Source organism: Bacillus sp. JHAA, assembly GCF_036961585.1.
GTDB classification, from domain to species: domain Bacteria; phylum Bacillota; class Bacilli; order Bacillales; family Bacillaceae; genus Bacillus; species Bacillus velezensis.
The window spans coordinates 475,504-497,720 of record NZ_JBAMDE010000003.1 but is presented as its reverse complement, the minus strand read 5'-3'; the positions used below and the strand labels follow the sequence as shown (position 1 = coordinate 497,720).

Annotated in this window: 21 protein-coding genes; 6 read left to right on the top strand and 15 right to left on the bottom strand. The window is 46.9% G+C overall.

The genetic code is table 11. The features are described 5' to 3' along the window. Positions 1-33: 33 nt before the first annotated feature. The 9 genes from V7728_RS09580 to V7728_RS09540 form a co-directional block, all read right to left on the bottom strand. The gene (locus V7728_RS09580; protein WP_012117609.1) at positions 34-654 is read right to left on the bottom strand and encodes a hypothetical protein; all 621 of its coding nucleotides are present in this window, start codon (positions 652-654) and stop codon (positions 34-36) included. A 48-nt stretch (positions 655-702) separates the two neighbouring features. Continuing rightward, positions 703-1,692: a class 1b ribonucleoside-diphosphate reductase subunit beta gene (gene nrdF, locus V7728_RS09575; protein WP_012117608.1), complete on the bottom strand. Its 990-nt coding sequence runs from the start codon at positions 1,690-1,692 to the stop codon at positions 703-705. A 17-nt stretch (positions 1,693-1,709) separates the two neighbouring features. Next, positions 1,710-3,812, bottom strand: a complete 2,103-nt coding sequence (gene nrdE, locus V7728_RS09570) for a class 1b ribonucleoside-diphosphate reductase subunit alpha (RefSeq protein ID WP_007611605.1) — start codon at positions 3,810-3,812, stop codon at positions 1,710-1,712. Continuing rightward, the gene (gene nrdI / locus V7728_RS09565) at positions 3,772-4,164 is read right to left on the bottom strand and encodes a class Ib ribonucleoside-diphosphate reductase assembly flavoprotein NrdI (protein ID WP_003154061.1); all 393 of its coding nucleotides are present in this window, start codon (positions 4,162-4,164) and stop codon (positions 3,772-3,774) included. The genes nrdE and nrdI overlap by 41 nt, the downstream gene beginning before the upstream one ends. Positions 4,165-4,423: 259 nt before the next feature. Continuing rightward, entirely contained in the window at positions 4,424-4,639 is a 216-nt protein-coding gene (locus V7728_RS09560; RefSeq protein WP_003154062.1) for a hypothetical protein, read from the bottom strand. 82 nt (positions 4,640-4,721) lie between these two features. Next, positions 4,722-4,997 carry a YmzC family protein gene (locus V7728_RS09555; protein WP_025284768.1) on the bottom strand — a complete coding sequence of 92 codons (276 nt, stop codon included), beginning with the start codon at positions 4,995-4,997 and terminating at the stop codon, positions 4,722-4,724. A 97-nt stretch (positions 4,998-5,094) separates the two neighbouring features. After that, entirely contained in the window at positions 5,095-5,316 is a 222-nt protein-coding gene (hfq, locus tag V7728_RS09550; protein ID WP_003154064.1) for an RNA chaperone Hfq, read from the bottom strand. A gap of 39 nt (positions 5,317-5,355) precedes the next feature. Continuing rightward, positions 5,356-6,300 (bottom strand): tRNA (adenosine(37)-N6)-dimethylallyltransferase MiaA, encoded by a 945-nt coding sequence (gene miaA / locus V7728_RS09545; protein WP_099566755.1) that lies wholly within the window; start codon positions 6,298-6,300, stop codon positions 5,356-5,358. 98 nt (positions 6,301-6,398) lie between these two features. Then, positions 6,399-6,803 carry a YmaF family protein gene (locus tag V7728_RS09540; protein WP_015239899.1) on the bottom strand — a complete coding sequence of 135 codons (405 nt, stop codon included), beginning with the start codon at positions 6,801-6,803 and terminating at the stop codon, positions 6,399-6,401. A 101-nt stretch (positions 6,804-6,904) separates the two neighbouring features. Here V7728_RS09540 and V7728_RS09535 point away from each other — a divergent pair, with 101 nt between their 5' ends. The 3 genes from V7728_RS09535 to erbB all read left to right on the top strand — a co-directional run bounded on the left by V7728_RS09535 (position 6,905) and on the right by erbB (position 8,045). Then, on the top strand, positions 6,905-7,222 hold the full coding sequence (locus V7728_RS09535; RefSeq protein WP_032866021.1) for a hypothetical protein: 318 nt from the start codon (positions 6,905-6,907) through the stop codon (positions 7,220-7,222). A gap of 137 nt (positions 7,223-7,359) precedes the next feature. Next, the gene (erbA, locus tag V7728_RS09530) at positions 7,360-7,674 is read left to right on the top strand and encodes an SMR family multidrug efflux transporter EbrA (protein ID WP_007410378.1); all 315 of its coding nucleotides are present in this window, start codon (positions 7,360-7,362) and stop codon (positions 7,672-7,674) included. Between the two features lie 17 nt (positions 7,675-7,691). Beyond that, positions 7,692-8,045: an SMR family multidrug efflux transporter EbrB gene (gene erbB / locus V7728_RS09525; RefSeq protein ID WP_007410379.1), complete on the top strand. Its 354-nt coding sequence runs from the start codon at positions 7,692-7,694 to the stop codon at positions 8,043-8,045. Between the two features lie 13 nt (positions 8,046-8,058). Here the strand turns inward: erbB and V7728_RS09520 are convergent, their stop codons facing one another. From V7728_RS09520 to V7728_RS09510, 3 genes are all read right to left on the bottom strand, one after another. Continuing rightward, on the bottom strand, positions 8,059-8,511 hold the full coding sequence (locus V7728_RS09520) for an OsmC family protein (RefSeq protein ID WP_012117605.1): 453 nt from the start codon (positions 8,509-8,511) through the stop codon (positions 8,059-8,061). Positions 8,512-8,570: 59 nt separating this feature from the next. Further along, positions 8,571-9,278, bottom strand: a complete 708-nt coding sequence (locus tag V7728_RS09515; protein WP_012117604.1) for a poly-gamma-glutamate hydrolase family protein — start codon at positions 9,276-9,278, stop codon at positions 8,571-8,573. 255 nt (positions 9,279-9,533) lie between these two features. Continuing rightward, positions 9,534-9,767, bottom strand: a complete 234-nt coding sequence (locus tag V7728_RS09510) for a hypothetical protein (RefSeq protein ID WP_015239897.1) — start codon at positions 9,765-9,767, stop codon at positions 9,534-9,536. Positions 9,768-9,945: 178 nt separating this feature from the next. Here V7728_RS09510 and V7728_RS09505 point away from each other — a divergent pair, with 178 nt between their 5' ends. Together V7728_RS09505 and V7728_RS09500 are read left to right on the top strand one after the other, a co-directional pair. Continuing rightward, positions 9,946-11,274 (top strand): S8 family peptidase, encoded by a 1,329-nt coding sequence (locus V7728_RS09505; RefSeq protein WP_047935736.1) that lies wholly within the window; start codon positions 9,946-9,948, stop codon positions 11,272-11,274. Positions 11,275-11,467: 193 nt separating this feature from the next. Next, positions 11,468-11,830: a hypothetical protein gene (locus V7728_RS09500; RefSeq protein WP_007410383.1), complete on the top strand. Its 363-nt coding sequence runs from the start codon at positions 11,468-11,470 to the stop codon at positions 11,828-11,830. Between the two features lie 33 nt (positions 11,831-11,863). Here V7728_RS09500 and V7728_RS09495 read toward each other — a convergent pair whose 3' ends face one another. Then, positions 11,864-12,619 carry a YoaK family protein gene (locus tag V7728_RS09495; protein ID WP_052827449.1) on the bottom strand — a complete coding sequence of 252 codons (756 nt, stop codon included), beginning with the start codon at positions 12,617-12,619 and terminating at the stop codon, positions 11,864-11,866. A 59-nt stretch (positions 12,620-12,678) separates the two neighbouring features. Further along, positions 12,679-13,113, bottom strand: coding sequence for a NucA/NucB deoxyribonuclease domain-containing protein (locus V7728_RS09490; RefSeq protein WP_012117601.1), 435 nt, complete (start codon positions 13,111-13,113; stop codon positions 12,679-12,681). A 287-nt stretch (positions 13,114-13,400) separates the two neighbouring features. Between V7728_RS09490 and V7728_RS09485 the strand changes: the two genes are divergently transcribed. Further along, positions 13,401-14,612: a cytochrome P450 family protein gene (locus V7728_RS09485; protein WP_099567274.1), complete on the top strand. Its 1,212-nt coding sequence runs from the start codon at positions 13,401-13,403 to the stop codon at positions 14,610-14,612. 135 nt (positions 14,613-14,747) lie between these two features. Here the strand turns inward: V7728_RS09485 and V7728_RS09480 are convergent, their stop codons facing one another. Continuing rightward, a complete protein-coding gene (locus tag V7728_RS09480) occupies positions 14,748-22,205 on the bottom strand; it encodes a beta-ketoacyl synthase N-terminal-like domain-containing protein (RefSeq protein WP_099566754.1) in 7,458 nt (2,485 codons plus the stop codon). Between the last annotated feature and the right edge of the window lie 12 nt (positions 22,206-22,217).

The following is a 22,217-nucleotide window of genomic DNA, read 5'->3' as shown; positions in this document are numbered from 1 at the left end:
TCTCCCTTTTTTTGGACGAACGGGGGTTTTTTGTTATTGAAGTATATCGGCGACAAACTGAGACCAAGCTTCAAGACGCTGATACACATTTTCCTCTTTCAGTTCGCTCAGTTTCATCCAGCGGCCGGCGATTTGATCTTTTTCTTTCACTTCGACTTGTGCCGCAGACGCTAACTGGAGCGCAGAAAGGATGCCGATATGCACCTTCCCTACATCGTTTTCATCATCATTGATCAGGCCGAGTGTGACAATGTTTTGTTTGTCCTCCTCGCGAATGTACAGTTCTTCCGCCAGCTCCCGGTCGGTATTCTGTTTCAGCACTTCCGAAAATGAAGCCGCCCCTTCCATAGGGTTCATGTGTCCGCCGAAGCCGAGAGAAAGCTTATTATGGAGGCGCGATTCCCCTCCGCCCGCGAGCCGTTCATACACAAACACCTCATCATCGCGGCGGATGACGACATACGGAATCGGCTGTTTAAATCGCGGGTCCTCTTCCGCGTCGCCTCTTCTGATTTCAAAAAAATGCGCCTCAATTTGAGCCATAATGTTTACGATACGTTCATCTTCGCTGTTGACTCCCTGAAATGTCAGCATTTCGTTTTGAAAGACGTCACTCCGCGGTGCAGCCAAGATGATTTCATCCATTTTATTCATGACCGTTCCTCCTGTCTTACCTCTCCATTCAAGCCAAAAGAGCAGATATTATATCTGCTCTTCATCTTGGCCAAAATAAAAATCTTCGTCCTTAATCGGTTCTACCGTCGCCTTTTTGTAGCCGTTCCCTTTCATGGAGAAGAAATCATGTGATTTTGTTTTGGTGTTTAATCCGTTTAATACGATCGGATTAATATCCTCTTCTTCAAAGTAAGGATCGAACCCTAAGTTCATCAAAGCTTTATTGGCGTTATAGCGGATGAATTTCTTTACATCGTGTGAGAGTCCGACTTGATCGTACAAGTCCTCTGTATATTCAAGCTCATTTTCATATAACTGATTCAGAAGGTCAATCGCAAATTCACGAAGCTCTGCTTTTTTCTCTTCTGTCTGTTTATTATAAATTTCCTGAGCAAGGAGACCGACATACACGCCGTGAATCGCTTCGTCACGAAGGATCAGGTTAATGATCTCACCGCTTTGCATCAGTTTTCCTTGTCCATAGAAATATAACGGATAATAGAAACCGCTGTAGAAAAGGAAGCTTTCCAGATAGACGGAAGCAACCATCGCTTTGAACAGTGAAATTTCATCATCTTTTTGAATGGCTTTGTAAAGCCCGACAATCATTTGCGCTTTTTTCTGCAAATATTTATTCTGCTTTACCCATTCAAATACTTCGTTGATCGTTTCAGTCGGAGCAAGCGTCATAAAAATATTTGAATATGATTTTGCGTGCACCGCGTTTTCCATCATCGCCATGAAATTAAGAACCGCTTTTCGCTGATGGCCTTCGACGTGCTCGGCCACAATCGGCATGCCCGTGTTCCCCTGCTCTGTATCAAGCAGTGTCAGGCCGGCGAGCACCTTCATGTACGTATCCTGCTCATTTTTACCCAAATACTTCCAAGTGAGGAGATCGCCGTTTAATGCGATCTCTTCCGGAAGCCAAAACTGCTTTACGTTTTGGTTGTAAAACATTTGGGTGAAATCATCTTCATGCTTTGACCAGTTTGCTGCGTCATAAATTTTTGTCACTGTAAACTCTCCTTTAATCAAACGACACAAGAAAGACAGCTGTCCTGCCCGGTATCTTTCGTTCTTGCATAGTAAATGGTTTTGATGCCTCTATGGTGGGCATACAGATCAATACGGTTCAGATCACGAGTTGTCATCGTATCTTTCAAAAACAGGGTAAAGCTGATTCCCTGATCGATATGCTGCTGGATTGTCGCGATCATATCCACCACTTTGAACATGTCCATATCATAAGCTTCTTTGTAGAAGAACCAGTTATTAGACGCTAACCCCGGCATCGGGTAATACGTTTTTGAATTTCCGTATGTTCTTTCTTCGATCCGTTCCATGATCGGCATAACGGACGCCGTGCTGGATTGGACGTAGGAAATGGAACCTGTCGGCGCGATGCACAGTCTGTAGCTGTGGTACATGCCGTTTTCGGCGACAAACGCCTTCAGCTCTTTCCAGTCTTCGATTGTCGGAATGTGCATGCCTTCAAAGAGCGCAGCGATTTTTTCATATGCCGGTGAGAACTCTTTTTCGATGTATTTATTGAAATATTCTCCCGTTGCATAAGTGGAGCCTTCATAATGCTCAAACGTTTCGCCTTTTTCTTTCGCAAGCTCAGCTGAACGCTGAATGGAATAAAAGTTCACCATCATAAAGAACGTATTCGCGAAATCTCTTGCTTCCGGGCTTTCATACGCGATGCCGTTTTGGGCCAGGTAGCCGTGAAGGTTCATGGCGCCTAAACCGATGGACTTCATCGCTTTGTTCGCGCGTCTGACTGCCGGCGCGTTGCGGATGTCCGTCGTCTCAGATACATGAGTCAGGGAATCCGTCGCGAGTTTCACCGTGCGCTCAATCGATTTATGTTTCATGACATTCAAAATATTTAATGAACCAAGGTTGCAGGAAATGTCCAAGCCGATTTCGTCTTCTTCATCATAATCTGTGTAAGCCGAAACCTGTGACGCCTGAAGCACTTCAGAGCAAAGGTTCGAGAATTTCACTTTTGATACGTGGTTATTCGCGTGCTCTTTGTTTACGTTGTCCTGGAACATAATGTACGGATAACCTGACTCAGAACGGAGAACGGCAAGCTTTTCAAGCAATTTGCGCGCATTCACTTTTTCTTTTTTGACACGCGGGTTGTCAACAAGCTCCTCATACATCGCCGTCATGTCCATTTCGTCCATATGCTGGCCGTATTCTTTATAAATCGTATGCGGATAGAATACATAAGCCGCTTTATCCTCACGTGCAAGCTCAACGAACTTATCCGGAATGACGACACCGATAGAAAGCGTTTTGACGCGCACATCTTCATCCGCAGAAATCTTTTTCGTATCAAGAAAATCATTGATATCGCGGTGGAAAATATTTAAATACGCCGCACCTGAGCCTTGTCTTTGGCCCATTTGGTCAGCGTAACGGAACGCATTATCAAGAAGCTTCATGACGCCTACAACACCTTTTGTGGCGTTTTCAACATCTTTAATCGCTTCGCCTTTCGCGCGAAGCTTGGACAGATTAAGAGAAACCCCGCCGCCTAATTTAGACAGCTGCATGGAAATATCGATCGCCCGTGAAATATCGTTTAAGGAATCATTGACTTCGAGCAAGAAGCAGCTCACCAGTTCTCCGCGGCGTTTTCTGCCGGCATTCAAAAATGTCGGTGTACTCGGCTGATATTCCTGGTTGATCATCAGGTTTACATATTCTTTTGCTTTCTCAGTGTCGCCGTTTGCGAAGAACAGCGCGACGATTGAGATTCGGTCCTCATAACGCTCGAGGATTCTTTTCTTGTCATTCGTTTTCAAAGCATAGTCATTATAAAATTTAAACGCACTCATGAAGGAAGGAAAACGAAACTTCTTTGCGTAAGCTGTCTTAAACACTTCTTTAATGTCTTCAAAAGAGTAAAGGCTTAAGAATTCCTCTTCGTAGTATTGGTTTTCAATCAAATAATCCAGCTTCTCTTTTAAATCGTGAAAGTAAACTGTGTTTTGATTGATATAGTCAACAAAATAGCTATGTACAGCCTCTTTATCTTTATCAAACTGGAATTTTCCATCCTGTTGGATCATGATTTCGTTATTTAACTGGATCCATTTTGGCACTTGATTTTGTGACAACTCTTTCTACCTCCTGAGTAAACAATTCAACGTCTTTAGATGTGCCGCTGAGTTCAAATTTGTGCAAGATCGGCACCTGATATTGTCTTGAAATGGTATCGGCGCTTTTTGCAAAGTTATCGCCCCATACTTTGTTGCCGCTCGCAGCGACTCCTAATAAGAGATGGGCGTATTTTTCGAGAAATGATTGTGTTGATGCCGGTACCTGACCGAAGTTTGTCGTGTAGGTGACCAAAACAAACGGAGTGTCCACGTGGTCCGTTTCGTCCACCTTGCGGATCAGCTGAAAGTCTGTTTTATTCACAAAACGCTGAACATTCCCTGTCTTTGAATCAAATATGATTTGAACCATCCTTATCACGACCTATCAAAAATAATGAATCTCTTAACACTATATATAGTATACTAACCTCTCAGAAAAACACAACATATTGAGAACGATTTATAAAAAATTCATATTTTTGAAAGAGCGGACTTTGGCTCTGGCCCGATTAACGCCCAAAAAAGAGAGCAGAACGAGAATCATCTCTCATCCTACTCAAGGTGTCATGTGTAAGCCGATGTCTATCATAACATGAAAAAAAACTGCTTAGTAGTCTAGACTTTTATTCTTATTTTTTGTAAGAATCACATTTTTTTTCGCTTTCAACGGTTTCTTCAATCTCCACATCAGCACCGATTTCTTTCAGTACGGCTTTCAGAGCGCTTGTGATGGAAGCCTCTCTGATCAGTTCTTTGCCGTCAACGATGATGCTGGTTCCATATTCATAGCAGGAATCATCTTCACAAGTTTCTTCCCAATGGTTGATTATCACCTTGTGTTTCAATCGTCTCACCCTCTGCATGATCAATGTCAGTACTTAGTGTAGCTTGTGCGGCCCGCTTTGTAAATTCGAACGCTTGTGAAATTTATTCAAGCTCATCCAGCGCCGTTTCTTTTTTCAGTTCGATTCTATTCGTTTTTTCATCATAGCGGTATATTTTTAAGTAACCGTCCTCAACGATGCCGAAACGATTATGTTCCAGCTGCACCATGCCTTCTGTCTGCGGTTCGGTATCCGTTGAACCGCCGTCATCATCCGTCACCACCGTCTCATGATTGCTGCAAGCTCCAAACAGCAAAAAAACAGCGATCCAAACGAGCGTAATTCTGATTCTTCTCAGTTCATTTTCACTTTCGAACACGATTTTCCGAACCCCCTTTTATGTTTCCGATATACAGCCTGCAATATACAGATGCGCATAGAAAAAGACCATTGTTCATGGTCTTTTTTCAAAAAGTCTATTCAAGCTCAAGCTGGACGTTTTTTTGCGGGGCGAACGTGGAGATGGCATGTTTATAAATAAGCTGCTGCTTCCCCTCCGTTTCGAGCAAAACGGTAAAGTTGTCAAAGCCTTTTACCTGGCCGCGAAGCTGGAAGCCGTTGAGTAAAAACACCGTGACGAACGTATTGTCTTTTCGGATTTGATTCAAAAACTGATCTTGAATATTAATCGGTTTCATGTTTCGTCCTCCTTGGTTCTCAATACAATACTGTTTCGATTAAATTTCCAGTTTTCCTGCTATGCACTTGAAAATTTCCTTTTTTTTCTGCTCAATATCAACAGGCGGGGTCATATCTGTCCATGAAACGGGCATTTTATTGCGAAACCAGGTCAGCTGGCGTTTCGCATATCGCCTAGAATTTTGTTTTAATTGTTCCACAGCCTGAGGGAGCGGCACTTTTCCATCAAGATATTCATACAGCTCTTTATAGCCGATCGCCTGAATCGATTGGCTGTCCCGTATATTCATATCATACAGCCGCTTTACTTCGTCAAGAAGGCCGGTTTCCAGCATCAGGTCAACGCGCTCGTTAATCCGGGCGTACAGCACTTCTCTGTCCATTGTAAGACCGATAAGAACAGCATTGTAAAGCAGCTCCCGTTTTTGGGTTTTAAGATGCTCTGACATTGTTTTTCCCGATACATGCAAGATTTCGAGCGCGCGGATGACTCTTCGCGTATTGTTTTGATGAATGGCTGCCGCCGCTTCCGGGTCGGCTGCCGCAAGCTTGGCATGAAGCGCTTCCGCCCCTTCTTCAGCCGCCAGTTTCTCCATGCGCTCCCGGAATACAGGGTCGCCGGAGTTTTCCGTGAACGTATAGTCATACAGCACGGACTGAATGTACAGACCCGTCCCTCCGACAATCATCGGCAGCTTTCCTCTATCGGCAATCTCGGTGATTTTTCCCCTTACCATTTTCTGATAATCCGCCGTTGAAAAAGTGTCGGACGGCTCCAAAATATCAATCAGGTGATGCGGCACGCCTTCTGTCTCTTCTTCGGTGACTTTGGCCGTTCCGATGTCCATCCCTTTATATACCTGCATGGAATCTCCGCTGATGATTTCCGCATTCAGCATTTTCGCGAGTCCGATGCTTAGTTTTGTTTTTCCGACTGCCGTCGGTCCGACGAGTATGACGACAGGCTGTTTTTTATTTTTCAATATGTATCACTCTCTTTTATAAATCTCCCCCTAATTATAGCATTCATTTCTTCAGGCACCTATCCATTTTGCCCTTTTTCCTGAGCGCTAAACGTCCGCTACCACCCGATCGGCTCGTTTCCGACAACCTCTCTCGTTTTTCCTTTGAGCGTATGGCGGTGCGTTTTCCGTCCTTCCTCCCGCGGATCGTAAACGACGCCGCCGTGCTGGATCTGAATCGGCTCATTGTAGGCGGCAAAGGTGGTCTCTGAAAGCTCATGGTAATGTGTTCCGTCAACCCTCGGGATGGCAGGGCCGGAAATGCCGTAATACCTATGAAAATGGCCGTTTTCAAACGAGGTGATGCCCGTATAGAAATGTGTATGCTTATCTGTATTGCTGCCGTTCTCCGGCTGCGAAAAGCCTTCAATCAAATGGTAATGCCCCTGCACTACATCCGTAACCGCCCGGTATGCGTGTGTGTGCGGAGGTTTTTTTGACCAATCGGACTGATACAGGCCCACAAAAGCTCACTCCTTTATTTTTTTGATAAACGCCCAATCAAAAATTGGTGGGCTGAATACTCTGTTATCATCTCAAATTTATTCTTGGAGGTACCTAAATTATGAATGAAGAATACACATACGAAGCAGATAGTGATATGAGACAGTTTGGACGGCCCGGATTTGGGTTCGGACGGCCGGGATTCGGATTCGGGCGTCCCGGATTCGGATTCGGCTTCGGACGGCCGGGTTTTGGTTTTGGCCGGCCTTGGTTTGGCCGCCCTTGGTTTGGCGGGTTCGGACGGCCGTTTGGTTTTTACGGCGGACCGTTTGTCGGAGGGCTTGTCGGGGGGCTTGTCGGAAGCGCTTTGTTCAATCCGTATTTGTACGGAGGTTACGGCTACGGCTATCCGTACGGAGGTTATCCGTATTACTATTGACGAATCAAAAAGGCTCCTCCCCGGGGGCCTTTTTGTATAGGCCTAATGTCTTGACTTGGCGGGCAAAGTTCGGATATTATTTTATTTTACTGCCTTAAACAAAAGGCATAAGGATTATGATGAGAGGGGGATTTGATATGATTCTGGGTTATATCTTCCTCACAATTGCTATTTTATCAGAGTCAATCGGCGCGGCCATGCTGAAGGTCTCCCGCGGATTTACGCGGTTTTTGCCGAGCGCGCTTGTAGTGGCAGGCTATTCATTGGCCTTTTATATGCTTTCACTGACACTGAATCTCATTCCGCTCAGCTTATCCTATGCAACATGGAGCGGAGCCGGAACGGTGCTCGCATCCATTATCGGAGCGAAATGGTTTCATGAAAAACTGGACAAGCAGGCCGTCATCGGACTCTTTTTCTTATTGGCCGGTGTCATTTTGATGAATTGGTAGAAAGGAGAGGCATGCTGATGAAAGGATTACTTTGCTTGGCATTAGCCATTGTATCAGAAGTGTTCGGGAGCACGATGCTGAAGCTGTCGGACGGTTTTACGCACCTGTGGCCCGCTCTCGGCGTCATTGCCGGAATCGGAGCCTCTTTTATGTTTTTGAGCTTCTCATTGAAAAGCCTTGATTTATCCGCCGCATACGCGACATGGTCAGGTGTCGGCACCGCTTTAACGGCAATTGTCGGCTTTTTTGTTTTTAAGGAGGCCATGACAGTCAAAATGATGATCGGGCTTGTTTTGGTCATCACGGGCGTCATCCTGCTGAACCGTTCCAAGTCTCAAAAAGCTAAAAAAAATCAAACGGCCCGGAGCTGACCGTTTGAACTCGTCAAGCGCGGGCAGCTTTTACTTCAACCTCAAGCTCCATCTCCACGTTTCCTTGAACCGCTCGTGAAATCATACATGAGGACTCTGCTTTATGCGCTAACTTCCTGGCGAGCGTAAAGTCCGTTTCGGCTGCATCCGGCTTTAATAATATAAACGGACGGTGAATGATTTTCTGGTACGTGAACACACCGTTCGTGACGTCTACAATTCCTTCAGATTCCATATGCAGATCTTCTTTATCCAGGCCGCTTCTTTCCATCATCGCCGCAAGCGTTATAATATAACAGGTAGCGGCCGCTCCAAGCAGCATTTCATCAGGATTTGTGCCTTCTCCGGGTCCGTCCATTTCCTTAGGAATGGACACAGCCGTTTCCAGCCGGCCGCTTTTAATATCGCCGACGTCATTGCGATTTCCGGGCCAATTTGCTTTTAAATAAAAGTGATGTTTTGCCAAGGGACAAACCTCCTTTTTTTCAGTTTACTCATCTTTCACTCGTTTGTCTTTTTTTAAGCTTACGAATACTCTTGATTGATCACTCTTTTTATCGTACGGACAAACCGGTAAAATTCCTCCGTTTTTGTGAATTCCCTTTCGCGGTAATCAAAATTATCAAAAAACGCTTCCCGCTGTTCTCTGCTGATCTCAAGCTGTATGCTCAGCCCGGTTTGCGCCTGGTTATTGATATTTTCGGTGTCAACCCCGGCCAGACCGGTTTTTGTGGTTGCCAATTCTGCAGAAAATCCGTTTCGTTCGAGAGCTCTCACCAATTTTTTCGCCCGCTTCCGGTCGCTTCCTCCGACAAGAGTATTTTTCTCGTCGCCTTTATAACCGTGAACTGCGATAACATAATGGTGCTGCTTAATGCTTTCGACTGCTGAAGGCTCATCGAACCTGGTGCTCGTAATATGAAGAGTCTGGTTATCATGCGTTTTTAATCCCTCAAACAGATAGGTTGAGTAATCATCTCTGAAAGAGCGGACGATCTCGCTCACCCCGCCCTCAATTCTCCCTCCGTGCGGCGACATGATCAATACGGGGCTCCCCTTTCGCTTATTGTACGATATATGATAATCATCGGGGTCTTCATGTTCAGCCAAATCTTTAAAATCTGTGTATGTATCAGAAGAATTCGAGGGATCAGGGTCTGACGCATAATGAGCACATCTTATTAGTAAGACCATTGCTACGATAATGATGACATTAAGTAAAATTCTTTTCATCAGCTCTCCTTCTTTGCTCCTTTCTGAAAAATGACATGTTCATTATATGGATTTTTGTCAATAGGTCTTATCTTAACATTCTATTAACATTATCATCAGTGAAAAACTTCCCGGTTTCGAAAAATCAATGGATTGTCACGGTTCAAGCGCTCAAATGCCGGGCATCAGTGAAAAAAGGTTGAGAGAGGGCAAAAAAAAAGGGAGGAACGCCCGAATTTTCAGGGGCGGGAGATTCACGGCCGGAAACGGACGGCATCAAGAATACGCTTTTAAAAATGAATATCCGCCTCCCGAAGCAAATGCGCAGGACAGAATGGAGCCCGTCAAAAAAGTTCTCATCTGCCTTTTTGTACAGCAAAATGCCGTTACAGCCCGCTCATCCCCTTTTTTTATCATAATGGTCCGTTTTGAAATGGAACCGTCTTTTTTCATATATATAATATCAATCGGAAGCTGTTTTTCCAAGGAATGTCTCAATATTATGTTCATGTATATACCTCCTTCCGCCGGCTTCATTATAAACGAACAAACATTCTGTTTCAACTCGATTTCTTCTCCTGAAAAAGCCGCAAGTAACCAGCGCTCCTGAAGGACAAACAAACTGACCGAACATACGGCCTGTTCATATGGTATAGAGAGAATCGCCAGAATGGGAGGAAAAGTATATATGTTTGGTTACTCAATGGTACAAATGGTGCGGTCAAATGCTCATAAGCTGGACTGGCCGCTCAGAGAAAACGTATTACAGTTATATAAACCTTTCAAATGGACACCTTGCTTTTTGCACAAGTTTTTCGAAAAAAAGGTGAAAAACAGAAAGAAAATGTCAGTCATCATTGAATTTGAAGAGGGCTGCCATGAATCCGGTTTTCACAGCACAGGACAGGTCTTATCAAAAGAAAAACGCTGCACCATAAAAAAGCAGTTTCAAACAATCAATTGCTGCAGCGCCGAAGTCACTCCGTCCGCCCTTCACATGCTTCTTTCGCAATGCCGGGATATCCGTAAAATCTATTTAAACCGTGAAGTAAAAGCGCTCCTTGATACGGCAGCTGAATCGTCTCATGCAAAAGAAGTGACCCGTAACGGCACCGTATTAACAGGAAAAGGCGTAACCGTCGCCGTTATTGATACCGGAATCTATCAGCATCCCGATTTAGAAGGCAGAGTTATCGGATTTGCGGACTTTGTCAACCAAAAGACAGAACCGTATGATGACAACGGACACGGCACCCATTGCGCCGGTGATATCGCAAGCAGCGGCGCTTCATCTTCCGGTAAATATCAGGGGCCGGCGCCGGAAGCCGATCTGATCGGAGTCAAGGTATTAAACAAATCAGGATCAGGAACCTTGGCTGATATCATTGAAGGTGTGGAATGGTGCATACAATATAATAAAGAACACACAAAGAATCCGATCAGAATCATCAGCATGTCACTGGGCGGAGATGCGCTCAGATATGATAAAGAAACGGACGACCCGCTCGTCAAGGCCGTTGAAGAGGCATGGAATGAAGGAATCGTCGTCTGCGTCGCCGCGGGCAACTCCGGTCCGGAAGCTCAAACGATTTCAAGCCCCGGTGTCAGCGAGAAGGTCATCACGGTAGGCGCCTATGATGACAATGATACGGCCGGCAATGAGGACGATACGGTCGCTTCTTTCTCAAGCCGCGGCCCGACGGTGTACGGAAAAGAGAAGCCTGACATTCTTGCGCCCGGGGTCGATATCGTATCTCTCCGTTCTCCGCGTTCATACCTTGATAAATTACAGAAATCAAACCGTGTAGGCTCCTTGTATTTCAGTCTGTCGGGCACGTCCATGGCCACTCCGATCTGTGCGGGCATTGCCGCCTTAATCCTTCAGCAGAACCCGCAGCTTTCGCCTGACGAAGTGAAAACACTGATCAAACAAAGTCCGGATAAATGGACAAATGAAGATCCGAACATTTACGGAGCGGGCGCAGTAAACGCTGAAAACGCCGTGCCGAAAGAGTAACCTTTTTATCATGAGAACGGAGTCGTCTGCACCTGCAGATGACTCCGTTTTTCAGGTGAACAGATGAAACATTTATAATGAAGAAACTCGGAACGCTTCACAAATCGGCTGTCAGAAAAAAAGATCAATGCAAGGCAGTGTATTTCTAAAAAAATAGGGAATAAGTATGGTGTAGATAAAAGGAGGAATCACAATGGCACTTACAAACACAGAATTGTCTGAATGGCTGCAAAAACAGATCGGACAAACGCTTGATATCAGAAAAGGAGAGCTGACAGACAGCCGAAACGAGATTTCTGATATGGACCAGATCATGCTTCACCTTGATGATGTTCTCGTCCGCCGGACAAACCATCCCGATGACTATGTAGCGGACGAAGAACTCGTCTTAAAAGGGCACGGCACAACCTATACGGAGGAAGGAAATGTCCCGCTTCCCCAAGATGCGTATGAAATCCCTCTGCTCGGTGACATCACCATCCAAAAGGAGCAAGACGGATTAAAGGTACATACAGATCGGGCCGTTTATACAATCGGGACCCGGAAAGAGCAATAAAAAGAAAAAACGCCCTGAATCAGCGGCGTTTTTTTATTGGTTTTTTTCTTCTGAATATCCGTGGAACATCGTGAATGCGCAAAGCATAATGCCTAAAATAATGATAATCGGGAGCCAGATCACGGCAAACTTATAATCCGGTTCGGCAAAAGCGCCTATAACCGCCCCAAAGCAATACAGCACCAAGGCAAGCGCGCGCAATACAGCATCTCTCGTAAACTGCTTCCGCTTGTCCGCTTTGTAAAACCTTGCGGTGAGATCTTCAAAAAAATTAGCGAGCGTTCCCGTTAATACGGTCGTGGAAATCCCCGCTACACCAAGTTTTCTCGCGGCTGTCGTCTGCATTCCCATTGCGAAGCTGAGCAGCATAATCAGCACATAAACAGAAATGGCATCTGCAAAAAAGCAGGAGAACAAAGCAAACAGCAGCAAAACAGCTCCTTCAATAGCTAAAGCGGCAGTTACCGCAGGGGGCCAGAATGATTTCTTTTTATTGCCTACAAGCAGGGCCGCGGCAATAACGCCCGCAATAAATCCGATTAACGAGGTTAACGATTTGAGTACGGCAAGGTGCCATGAGTTGCCGACCGCCAGGCCGAACAGAACGATGTTCCCCGTCATATTGGCGGTAAAGATATGTCCCAGGCTTAAATAACCGATCACATCCACAATTCCCGCTGTTAAACAAAGAAGTAAAAGTGCAATATTTCGGTATGTAGTCACTGTCAATGTGATCCAATCCTTTCTCATGCTGATTCCAAATAATAAGTTTACTCTTTGCCATTTCATATGTCCAGCCGGCGTGCCGCTTTTTCAGAGCATAAAAAAACTCCGGCGAACCGGAGAAGCTACTGAACGATAAATAATACTCTCGTGCCGTCGGAATATCCGCTCATTTGATTTCCAACCCATGAACCGGCCCCGCGGTTATCCGACGGGGTTACATATCTGATATCAGCCCCCGCCCCGCCTTCTGTGCAGACTGCCATGGGCCATTCATCACGGTCAAACCCGGGCTTTGTCGGAATTCCTTTCAATGATTCTTTCCTTCTATTTTCCGCTCCGCCCCGATCAATTGTACAAATCTCAGAATGACCTGCCGAAATGGCGTCTTTTATATGATTTCCCGTCTCCGGATATTTTGACAGCGGGAAATACAGCACCTGATCGTATCGGGATGCGGCACGAGCAGCACTGTCCGAATGGATGCCGGCGCCCGTAAAGCCGAACTGAAGAGAGATCACCAAAAGCAGACTTGCCGCCCATTTCATAAACGCATTCATTCACATCCTCCTTAGAAGTTGATATGAAGCGTAAATATGTATATTAGCCGGATTTAACACACATGATGAAATGGCAAAAAAAGTTTGCTGTTTTGTTGATAATCAACGAAAATGGCGGCTTTACGATTTGTCTATTGAACCGGCTACTGTTTCCTTATATATTTTAGACATACTTATGAGCCGTTGTGATCAGTGTCTTCGGCAGATAAAAGGAGGAATGCCGTCCGGTCGGCAGGCACCGGCTGTTTGTTATGTCGTTTCAAAAACATGAAGGCGGGGAAATCCAGATGGAAAAAACAATGTTTCACCCACACTCACCCGAGTTTCACGAAAACCCTTTTGCGGTTTTAAGCAGATTCAGAGAGCAGGACCCCATACATAAATTCGAACTGCAGCGTTTTGGAGGCACCTTTCCGGCTTGGCTCATCACGCGTTATGATGATTGTATGGCGTTTTTGAAAGACGGCAGAATTACGAGAGATGTAAAACGAGTCATGCCGAAGGAGCTGATCGCGAAGCTGAATGTCAGTGAAGATATCGATTTTGTCTCAGAGCATATGCTGGCAAAAGACCCCCCGGATCATTCACGACTTCGATCTTTGGTGCATCAGGGGTTTACTCCCCGGATGATTGAGCAGCTTCGCACCGGGATAGAGCAGATCACAGAAGAGCTGCTGGATGAAATGGAAACAAAAGCAGACCCTGATATCATGAGAGATTTCGCCGCACCGCTTCCGTTTATCGTCATTTCCGAGCTGCTCGGAATTCCGAAAGAGGACCGCGCCAAATTTCAAGTGTGGACAAACGCAATGGTCGACACGTCAGAAAGCGGACAAGATGCGACCAACCAGGCTCTCAAAGAATTTAAACAATATATGAAAACACTGATCGAAGAAAAAAGAAAACATCCGGGTGAAGACTTGACGAGCAAGCTTATTTACGCTGAAGAGGACGGCCAAAAGCTGAGTGAATCAGAGCTGTATTCCATGCTGTTTTTGTTAGTCGTTGCCGGGCTTGAAACAACGGTTAACCTTCTCGGCTCCGGCACCCTGGCGCTTCTTCTGCATAAAGACCAGATGGAGAAGATAAAGCGGCAGCCGGAAAATATCCAGACGGCGGTCGAAGAGCTTTTGCGTTATACCTCTCCCGTCATCATGATGGCAAATCGATGGGCGATTGAAGATTTCACTTTTAAAGATGTTTCTATTAAAAAAGGCGATATGATATTTATCGGCATCGGTTCAGCCAATCGGGACCCGGAATATTTTGATGATCCTGATACATTAAATACAGCGAGAACACCGAACCGTCATATCTCTTTTGGATTCGGCATTCATTTTTGTCTCGGGGCTCCGCTCGCCCGGATGGAAGCATCCATTGCCTTTACTGCGCTTTTAAAACGGTTTCCGAATATAGAGCTGAAAGGCGCGGCCGAGGATGTAACATGGAGAAAAAATGTGTTTTTGAGAGGGCTTGAAACATTGCCTGTCAGATTTTAATAGCGCCCCCTGTTTATCGGGGGTTTTTTTAATGTCTTATAAACAGAAATCAATACAACAATGAAAATTTAGTACATAGTAAATTTAGTTCTATATAGATAAAAAAAGCGGCCGGATTGCTCCGGCCGTTCTCTATTACCGTTTTACCAACTCATTTGTTTCGTCCAGCTTTTTTCTGAAAGATTTAAGGAAATTTGCGCTTATCGTTCCTTTGTTTGCGTACAGTTTTTCGCAGAATGCCTTAATGGCGTTTTGCGGCTTCGGTTCCGACAGCATTGTGACATGATTGGAAGAGTGAACGTCCAGCAGGTGAAACTGTTTCATCTGGTGTTCCCATTCTTTCCAATACGCATCATGGTCTAACGGAATTTGTTCTTCCTCTGCCGTCAGATAACGTTCAAGATCTCCGAGGAACAAACCGCTTTTATTACGGAAGTAATAGCATTGCAGCGCTTCCGGATGAGGCAGCGGCTTCATGTCATACTCTTCCATTCCGTAAGCGAGCTGCGTCTTCATCATTTGCTCCAGCTGCATCCGGATCGCTTCTTCGGATTTTGGCAGACCGCGCTTTTTGGCAAGGCCGATCAATTCTTTCAATACTTCTTCTTCCTCAGCCTGGGCGGTAATGTCTTCTCTGCTGATTAATGCCTCTTCAAGGTTTTCAGGCTTAAGATATGCTGTAAGCATCGTATTGATCGTTTGCAGCATGACTGACTTAACAGATGGTTTTCTTTCTTTCCATTTTTCACTGTACGGAGTGTCGATCATGACGGCGCTTTTTACCGTATGACCTTCCTCCTGCAAGAGGCGCGCGGTTTCATATGCAAGCATTCCGCCCAAGGAATATCCGCCGAGATCATAAGGGCCTTTCGGCTGTACCGCTTGGATGATTCTCTTATAAGAAGCGGCCGTCTCTTCGATTCCTTGCAGCGGCTCTTTCCCTGTCAAACCTCTTGCCTGGATGCCGTAAAAAGGTCGCTGACTCTTTTTGGCGAATGGCTGGTATGCTTCCACGCCTCCTGTTCCGCCGTGAAACCAAAAAACAGGACGGCCTTTTTCTCTTTCATTCAGCTTGACGAGTTCGGGAAAATTCCGGCCCGTCTCCTGTGGTTGGTCCGTTTTTAACAGCATGCCGATCTCCTGAAGAGTGCTGCATTTCTGAAGAGCCTCCAGACTGATGCGGCTGTCTCCGTCCTCAAATTTTTTCAACAGCTGAATAGAGGAGATTGAATCGAAGCCGTATTCAGTCAGCGGCTTATTTTGATCAATTTCCGCTGCCTTCATCCCCAGAATGTCAGCCACAATGTCAGCTGCGCTCTCGCGGCAGAGCTGAGGGTCCTGTGAAACCGGTGCAAGGCTGATGTCTTCTGGCTGACCGCCTTTCCAATACTTATGGTTTTCAAAAGGATATGTCGGAAGCGGCACTCTTTGAACAGATTTGCCTTGGTGGAGTCTGTCCCACGGTATATCCGCACCTTTCACCCAGCAAAATGCAAGTTTTTCGAGATTGTTTTCAGCCAACAGCGTCTCCGTGACGACTGTACCGAGAGTCCCTTCCAGTAAAATGCCGATATCTCCTGATCCAGTCTGCTGACTGCCTGTAAAGAAGCTTTTCATTCCATTGCTTTCTTCGGAAAATGCTCTGTACTCTTTCAGTTTTTCCAGCAATTCATCTTGATTGCGGGCAACGAGTGCCAGGCGGCAGTTCATCGCCTCACGGCCGGTCTGAAGCGTATAAGCAATATCCCGCAATGACGGAGTATCTCCAGTTTGCACAAAATCAGCCAGCTGACTTGCGGCCGCCTTAAGACGCCCTTCGCTCTTAGCAGAAAGCACGATAAGCTGCGGTTCATGCACAGATTCTTTGTCTTTATGGCTCGGGCTGTACTGTTCCAAGACGACATGCGCATTCATGCCGCCGAAGCCATAGCTGTTAATTGCGGCCCGGCGCGGGATCGGTCTGCCCGTATGGTCGGTGAGCTGTGTCCATTCCTGATTGTCTTCGGTGAAACGGAAGCGGCTTTTCTGAATGGCCATTTGCTCATTTGCAGCTGTAAATCCGGGAATGCCCGGGATGGTATGATGCTTCATGGCCATCGCCACTTTTATAAGGGCGGCCAGTCCGGAAGCGAGTTCGCCGTGCCCGATGCAAGGTTTCACGGTGCTGATATAACAAGGCGCGCTTTCCTCTTGATTTGCAGACTCGCCGTAACCCGCTTTGATTGCATTAAACTCCAGCGCATCTGCCATTTCGGAGGCAATGCCGTGCGCTTCAATATAAGTGACGGTTTGCGGATCAACATCGGTGTCTTCGTACGCTTTTTTCATCGCGGCCTTCATTCCCGCCGGATTCGGTGCGTGAAGCGACATGCCTTTACCGCCGTGAGACAATCCTGTTCCTTTAATGACCATGTGAATATGATCGCCGTCTTCAATTGCCGCCTCAAGCGGTTTGATGATGATAACGCCCGCCCCTTCGCTTCTGACAAAGCCATCGGCATCTTTTTGGAACGATTTCGCCCGGCCGTTTTTGCTTAAATACCCCATTGAATCAAAACCGATAAAACCCTTCGGCGACTGCAGAATATTGGCGGCGCCCACGACAGCCTGCTCACATTCGTTATGACGGATTGATTGAACCGCCCTGTGCAATGCCACCAGCGTTGACGTGCAGGCAGCCTCGTAATATTCACTCGGTCCTTGTAAATTCAAGGCATATGATATTCTGTTCGGAATGATGGACGGGATGGCTGTTCCATTGTTCGGATCGCTGTTGCCCGCGGCAACGAAAACGCCTGTCGGTCTGCTTGATAACGCCTTATTTGTCAGGCCCGCATCCTCCATTGCCTTCCATGTATGCATCAAAAGCAGAAATTGCTCCGGCCCCATTTGTGATGCCTCTTTAGGGGAAATTCCGAAAAAGAGCGGGTCAAATTCGCCGACACCGTCAATAAAACCGCCCCATCTGAGACTCGTGTCATTCTCATCATCGGCGTAACGGCGCCAGTCCCAGCGGTCCGCCGGAATTTCGGTAATACAGTGATCCCCGTTTACGATGTGCTCCCAAAAAGACTGGATATCCGGGGATTGCGGAAACTGAGCTGACATACCGATAATCGCGATTCCTTGCTTGATATCGGCGTTATCACAAGGCGTATGCTGTTTCTTCGGTAAAGTGCGCTCTTCTGTTTCCGTGACCCTGGCCTCTTCTGAATGCTTATGATCGGCAAGAAATTGAGAAAACTTGCTCTCATATGCTGACGCGAAGTGGCGGGTCAGCTCCTCCGCGGTCGGATACTCGAAAAACAATGTTGGATTCACATCGATGTCCGCCTCTTGGCCGATCTCTTTTGTCAGCCCGATCAGGCTCGCTGAATCAAGTCCCAATTCCATGATATTCGCGTCAGAACGAAGAGATGGCCCGGGTTCACCCATCATCTTGGCGAGCTTGCCAAGGACGTAGCTGCGGATATCATCTGTCAGACTGCCGGCAGAAATCGGTGCCCCCGTATTCTTAACAGCCGTTCGGGCCGGCTGATTCATCTGTTCGGTTTTCGGGCGGAACCGTTTCAGGGCATAGCCTTCAAAACGCATCACCACTTCCGATCGGCTGCTGATGACATCTGCGTTAATCAGAATCATTTCCCCCGTTTGTTTGGTCAGCTTGATGTGCAGCCAGCAATCGGTAAGATCTTCAGGGCTGCTGAAGGTGACGGAATTAATGCCGAACGGCAGATAGCTTTCCGCCTCCGTTTGATCCAATAAAGAAAGTGAGGCCAAGTAAGCACTGTTGGCGATTAACGGATTTACGGCATAATGATGCGCTTGTTGTGAGTCGCTATTGTTCAGGTTCACTTTCGCTAAAACGGCATCAGAGCCTTTGTACAGGCGGGTGATCGTTTTAAATTCTTCTCCCCACACGACGGTTCCCGTTCCGTCTCCGTATAACTCATCTATCCGGCCCACTTCCCGGTAAGATTGCTGAATGGCCGCCAGATCCGCGTGCTGCTTTTGAAACGGATAGGGGCTGCACTCGGCATACGCCGCTATGCTCCAATCAGGAGACGTGCGGCTGCGGTGCATTATGCTCAGTTCAAATCCATCCCCGTTTTGTTTCGATTCTGTTTTCAGCTCGATGCGATATCCTTTTTTTACGGTAATGGGGCTGACGTAATTCAGTTTTTTAATTTGTCCTCCTTCCGCTTCAGGAAAAAGATCACAAAAATGATCGACTGCCAGACTGTTATATGTAGCGCCGACGAGTACCGTTTCTCCGCTGAATTGATGCCCTTTCACGTATGGGTCGTCATCACTGTATACCGCCTGAACGCCGGCAGCGTTTTCTGATTCACCGAATTGAAAAGAAGTCCCGTGGTCAAAAGCGTAGGCCGGCAGATGAACGGCGTGCTCTTGCTGCAACTGATCAAACGCGATATTCTCTCCTTTTTCCCATTGCCGCGCACGCCGGCCAATATCAGATTCAGAGAAATTGAGATTCCGCTGATCCATGCGGTAAGCGGCCAGCTTTTCCAGCAGTTCCTGAACGGAAGCAGCCGTAAATGCCGCCCGATACTCCGAATGATGCGTTCTTTTTTGCAGCGCGGATGCGATGGCGGCCGGATGAAGAGATGGCGTCTTTTCTAAAAAGGCCGCCAGTCTGTCAAGATAGGCTTCAAAACTCCATTTTGTTTTCGCTGACACAGGGAAAATATATTCCTCATCGCCGTGACGGGCCTGATCGGAATTCGGGCTGATATATTCTTCTACGATGAGATTTGCATATGCTCCGCCTGCCCCGAAGGAATTAATCATGCTTCTCCGCGGGATGATGTCCCCCGTTTCGGCATCCCTCATACGCTCCCAATACTCGGTTTTTTCCTGCAGGTGAAAAGCCGTTTGTTCAAGGTTGATATTCGGATTTTGCGGTTTTGCATTAATCGTCGGGACTAATGTTTCCCGCTCCATTTGCAGCAGCACTTTCGCGAGCTGGGACATGCCGGAAGCCGCCTCTAAATGACCGAGATTTGACTTGACGGATCCAAGCGCGCAAAAACGTTTTTTATCAGTATATTGCGCGAACGCATTTGTCAGGGCAATGACCTCAATCGGGTCTCCCAATACAGAGCCGTTTGCCGCTGATTCAACATAACTGATTGTTTCCGGATTGATTCCGGCCTTTTCGATGGAAGCCGCCATGAGCTTCGTCTGCTGTTTCGGATCCGGAGCCGTGTACATCTGCCTTCCGCCGCTATGGCACAACGCGCTGCTTTTAATGACCCCGTAAATATGGTCTTTGTCGGCAAGCGCTTTGGAGAGCGGCTTCAAGAGCACCGCCCCGACTCCTTCTCCCGGCATCAGGCCCGTGCCGGTTCCGAAGCTTTTGCTTTCACTTCCCTGTTCAAGCAAATTCGCCCGTTCGAGCGCATCATATTTAGACGGTTCAAGCGTGAGATTGACCCCTCCGGCAATCGCCATGGAACAGCTGTTAAGCTTCAGACTTTCACAGGCGAGATGAATGGCGCTCAGTGAGCTGGAGCATGCGGTCGTAACGCCCATGCTCGGGCCCGTTAAATTGAAAAAGTGGGAAATGCGGTTGGCGATATGCCAATCCCCTCCGTTAGAGCTGAGCGCAGCTTTTTCCAATGACGGGATATTCCAGAAATATTGATTGTACATACTGCCCATAAATACACCGATGCCGCTGTCTGATTCCTGCCATTCGTTTACTCTTTCTAACGAGTAACCGCCATTTTCAAATGTTTCCCATACGGTTTCTAAGCTTAGACGGAGCTCAGGCGTCATCTCCATCACATGGTCTTCCCGGATGTCAAACAAGTGATGGTCAAAATCGTCAATATGCTGCAGAAATCCGCCGTACCGTGTTTTGCGTTCTTCTTTTCGTGTTTCTTTTGCCATTGTTTTCAGAAGACCGGATTTCCATCTGTTTTCCGGAGCTTCCGTAATACAGCTGTCTCCGGCTTTTAAATGCTCCCACAGCTCATCGAGGGTTTCAGACTCGGGATAGCGGCCGCTGATGCCGATAATGGCAATGTCGTCACGATCAGAACGATTAACGGTGACGGTTTCTGTTTCCGGCTTTGGCGCTTTTGGCTCTTTTTGTTCATTGATAAATCGCCGCGTTTCCGTGACAAGCGGCACCGGTTCATTCATTGCAGGTTCCGGATGCTTTGTTTCAGGAGGCGCTTGTTCGGCTCCGAATGCCTGTTGCAGCTTATCCGGGTAAGTTTCCAGCAAATACCCGGCAAGTTCTTTCGTATTCGTGTGTTCAAATAAGATCGTTTTCGGCAGCTCGCCCGTCAATGTTTCCAGTTCGCGGATAAAATTCACCTGCAAAATGGAGTCGATGCCGTATTTTTCAAAGCTGGTTTCCGGCTGAATGCGCTCGGGAGCAAGCTTTATGGACTTGGCTAACGTTTCTTTTATGAATTGCACAGTCCGGTCTGTGACTGAGAAAGACGGTTCTGTGAAATCAGCCGGCTCTTTGGAAGCCGCAGTTTCTTCAACCGCCTGCGCGTCCGGCTGCTTTTGCCTGATGACACCGTCGCTTTCTGCCGCCACGATCTGCTGGCCGAGGTGATGTGACGATTCCGCCATAAATGTAACGTACCGATATCCCTCGCTTTCCAGCGCAGACTGCCACGCTTCAGGATACAGCCCCGGGCATCCGGGAATGCGCAGTTTGGCGTCTTCATACAGCCACCAGCCTTCCAAAAGGCCGAATGTCAGATGAGAATAAACCGAATGGCTGCTGATCTCATTTAATAGCAAAATCCCATTCTTCTTAAGCACCGCTTTGGCATTGCGAAGTGTCCGCCGAATATTTTTTGTCGCGTGAAGCACATTTGCCGCAATTACCGCGTCATATGCGCCCGCCTCTATACCCTGCAAAGCCGGGGGCTCTTCCACATTAAACCGCTTATAAGTCAAATACGGATTGTCGGGACCGTATTCTTTTTCAGCATGCATGAAAAAGGCCTTTGACAGATCGGTGTAGCAATATTCTTTCACATGATGTTTGTACTCTTTTAATCTTTTGAAAACGGCCGCGCTCGTCCCGCCCGTCCCCGCTCCGATCTCTAATATCCGGATTTCCGCGTTCGGGTCTTCTTTCAGGCGTTCTTCAATGAAAGCCGTCAATGTGTCAGCGAGCACCTCATTAAAGTAGTCTGCCGTTTCATTGTTTTTATAGATTCCTTCCACCAATTCCATTGAGGAATCAGGAAACAGGACATCAGTGGCAGAAACTCTGCCGGATAAAATATCCGGCAAAGCTCTGAGAGCGGTCTCCACTAAGGTGATCATCGCCTGTTTGCTGCTGTCCTTGAGTAAAGGAGCTTTCTTTTCATCCCATTCTTGCCACAGAACGTCCGCACGCTCTATCGGACCCGTTAACACATACGTACTGCCTGACTGTTTCAAAAAGCCTTTTTGCACCAAGATGGAGATGCTTTCTTCCAGCCACCTGCCGTAAAACCCCTGCATGACAGGCTGCGTTTCGTTTTCCGTAAAAAATCCGACAGATTTCAGCTGGCCTGCCAATAGTTTGTAAAGAAGATCTTCAGTGTTTTGCAAAGCCGTCCCCTC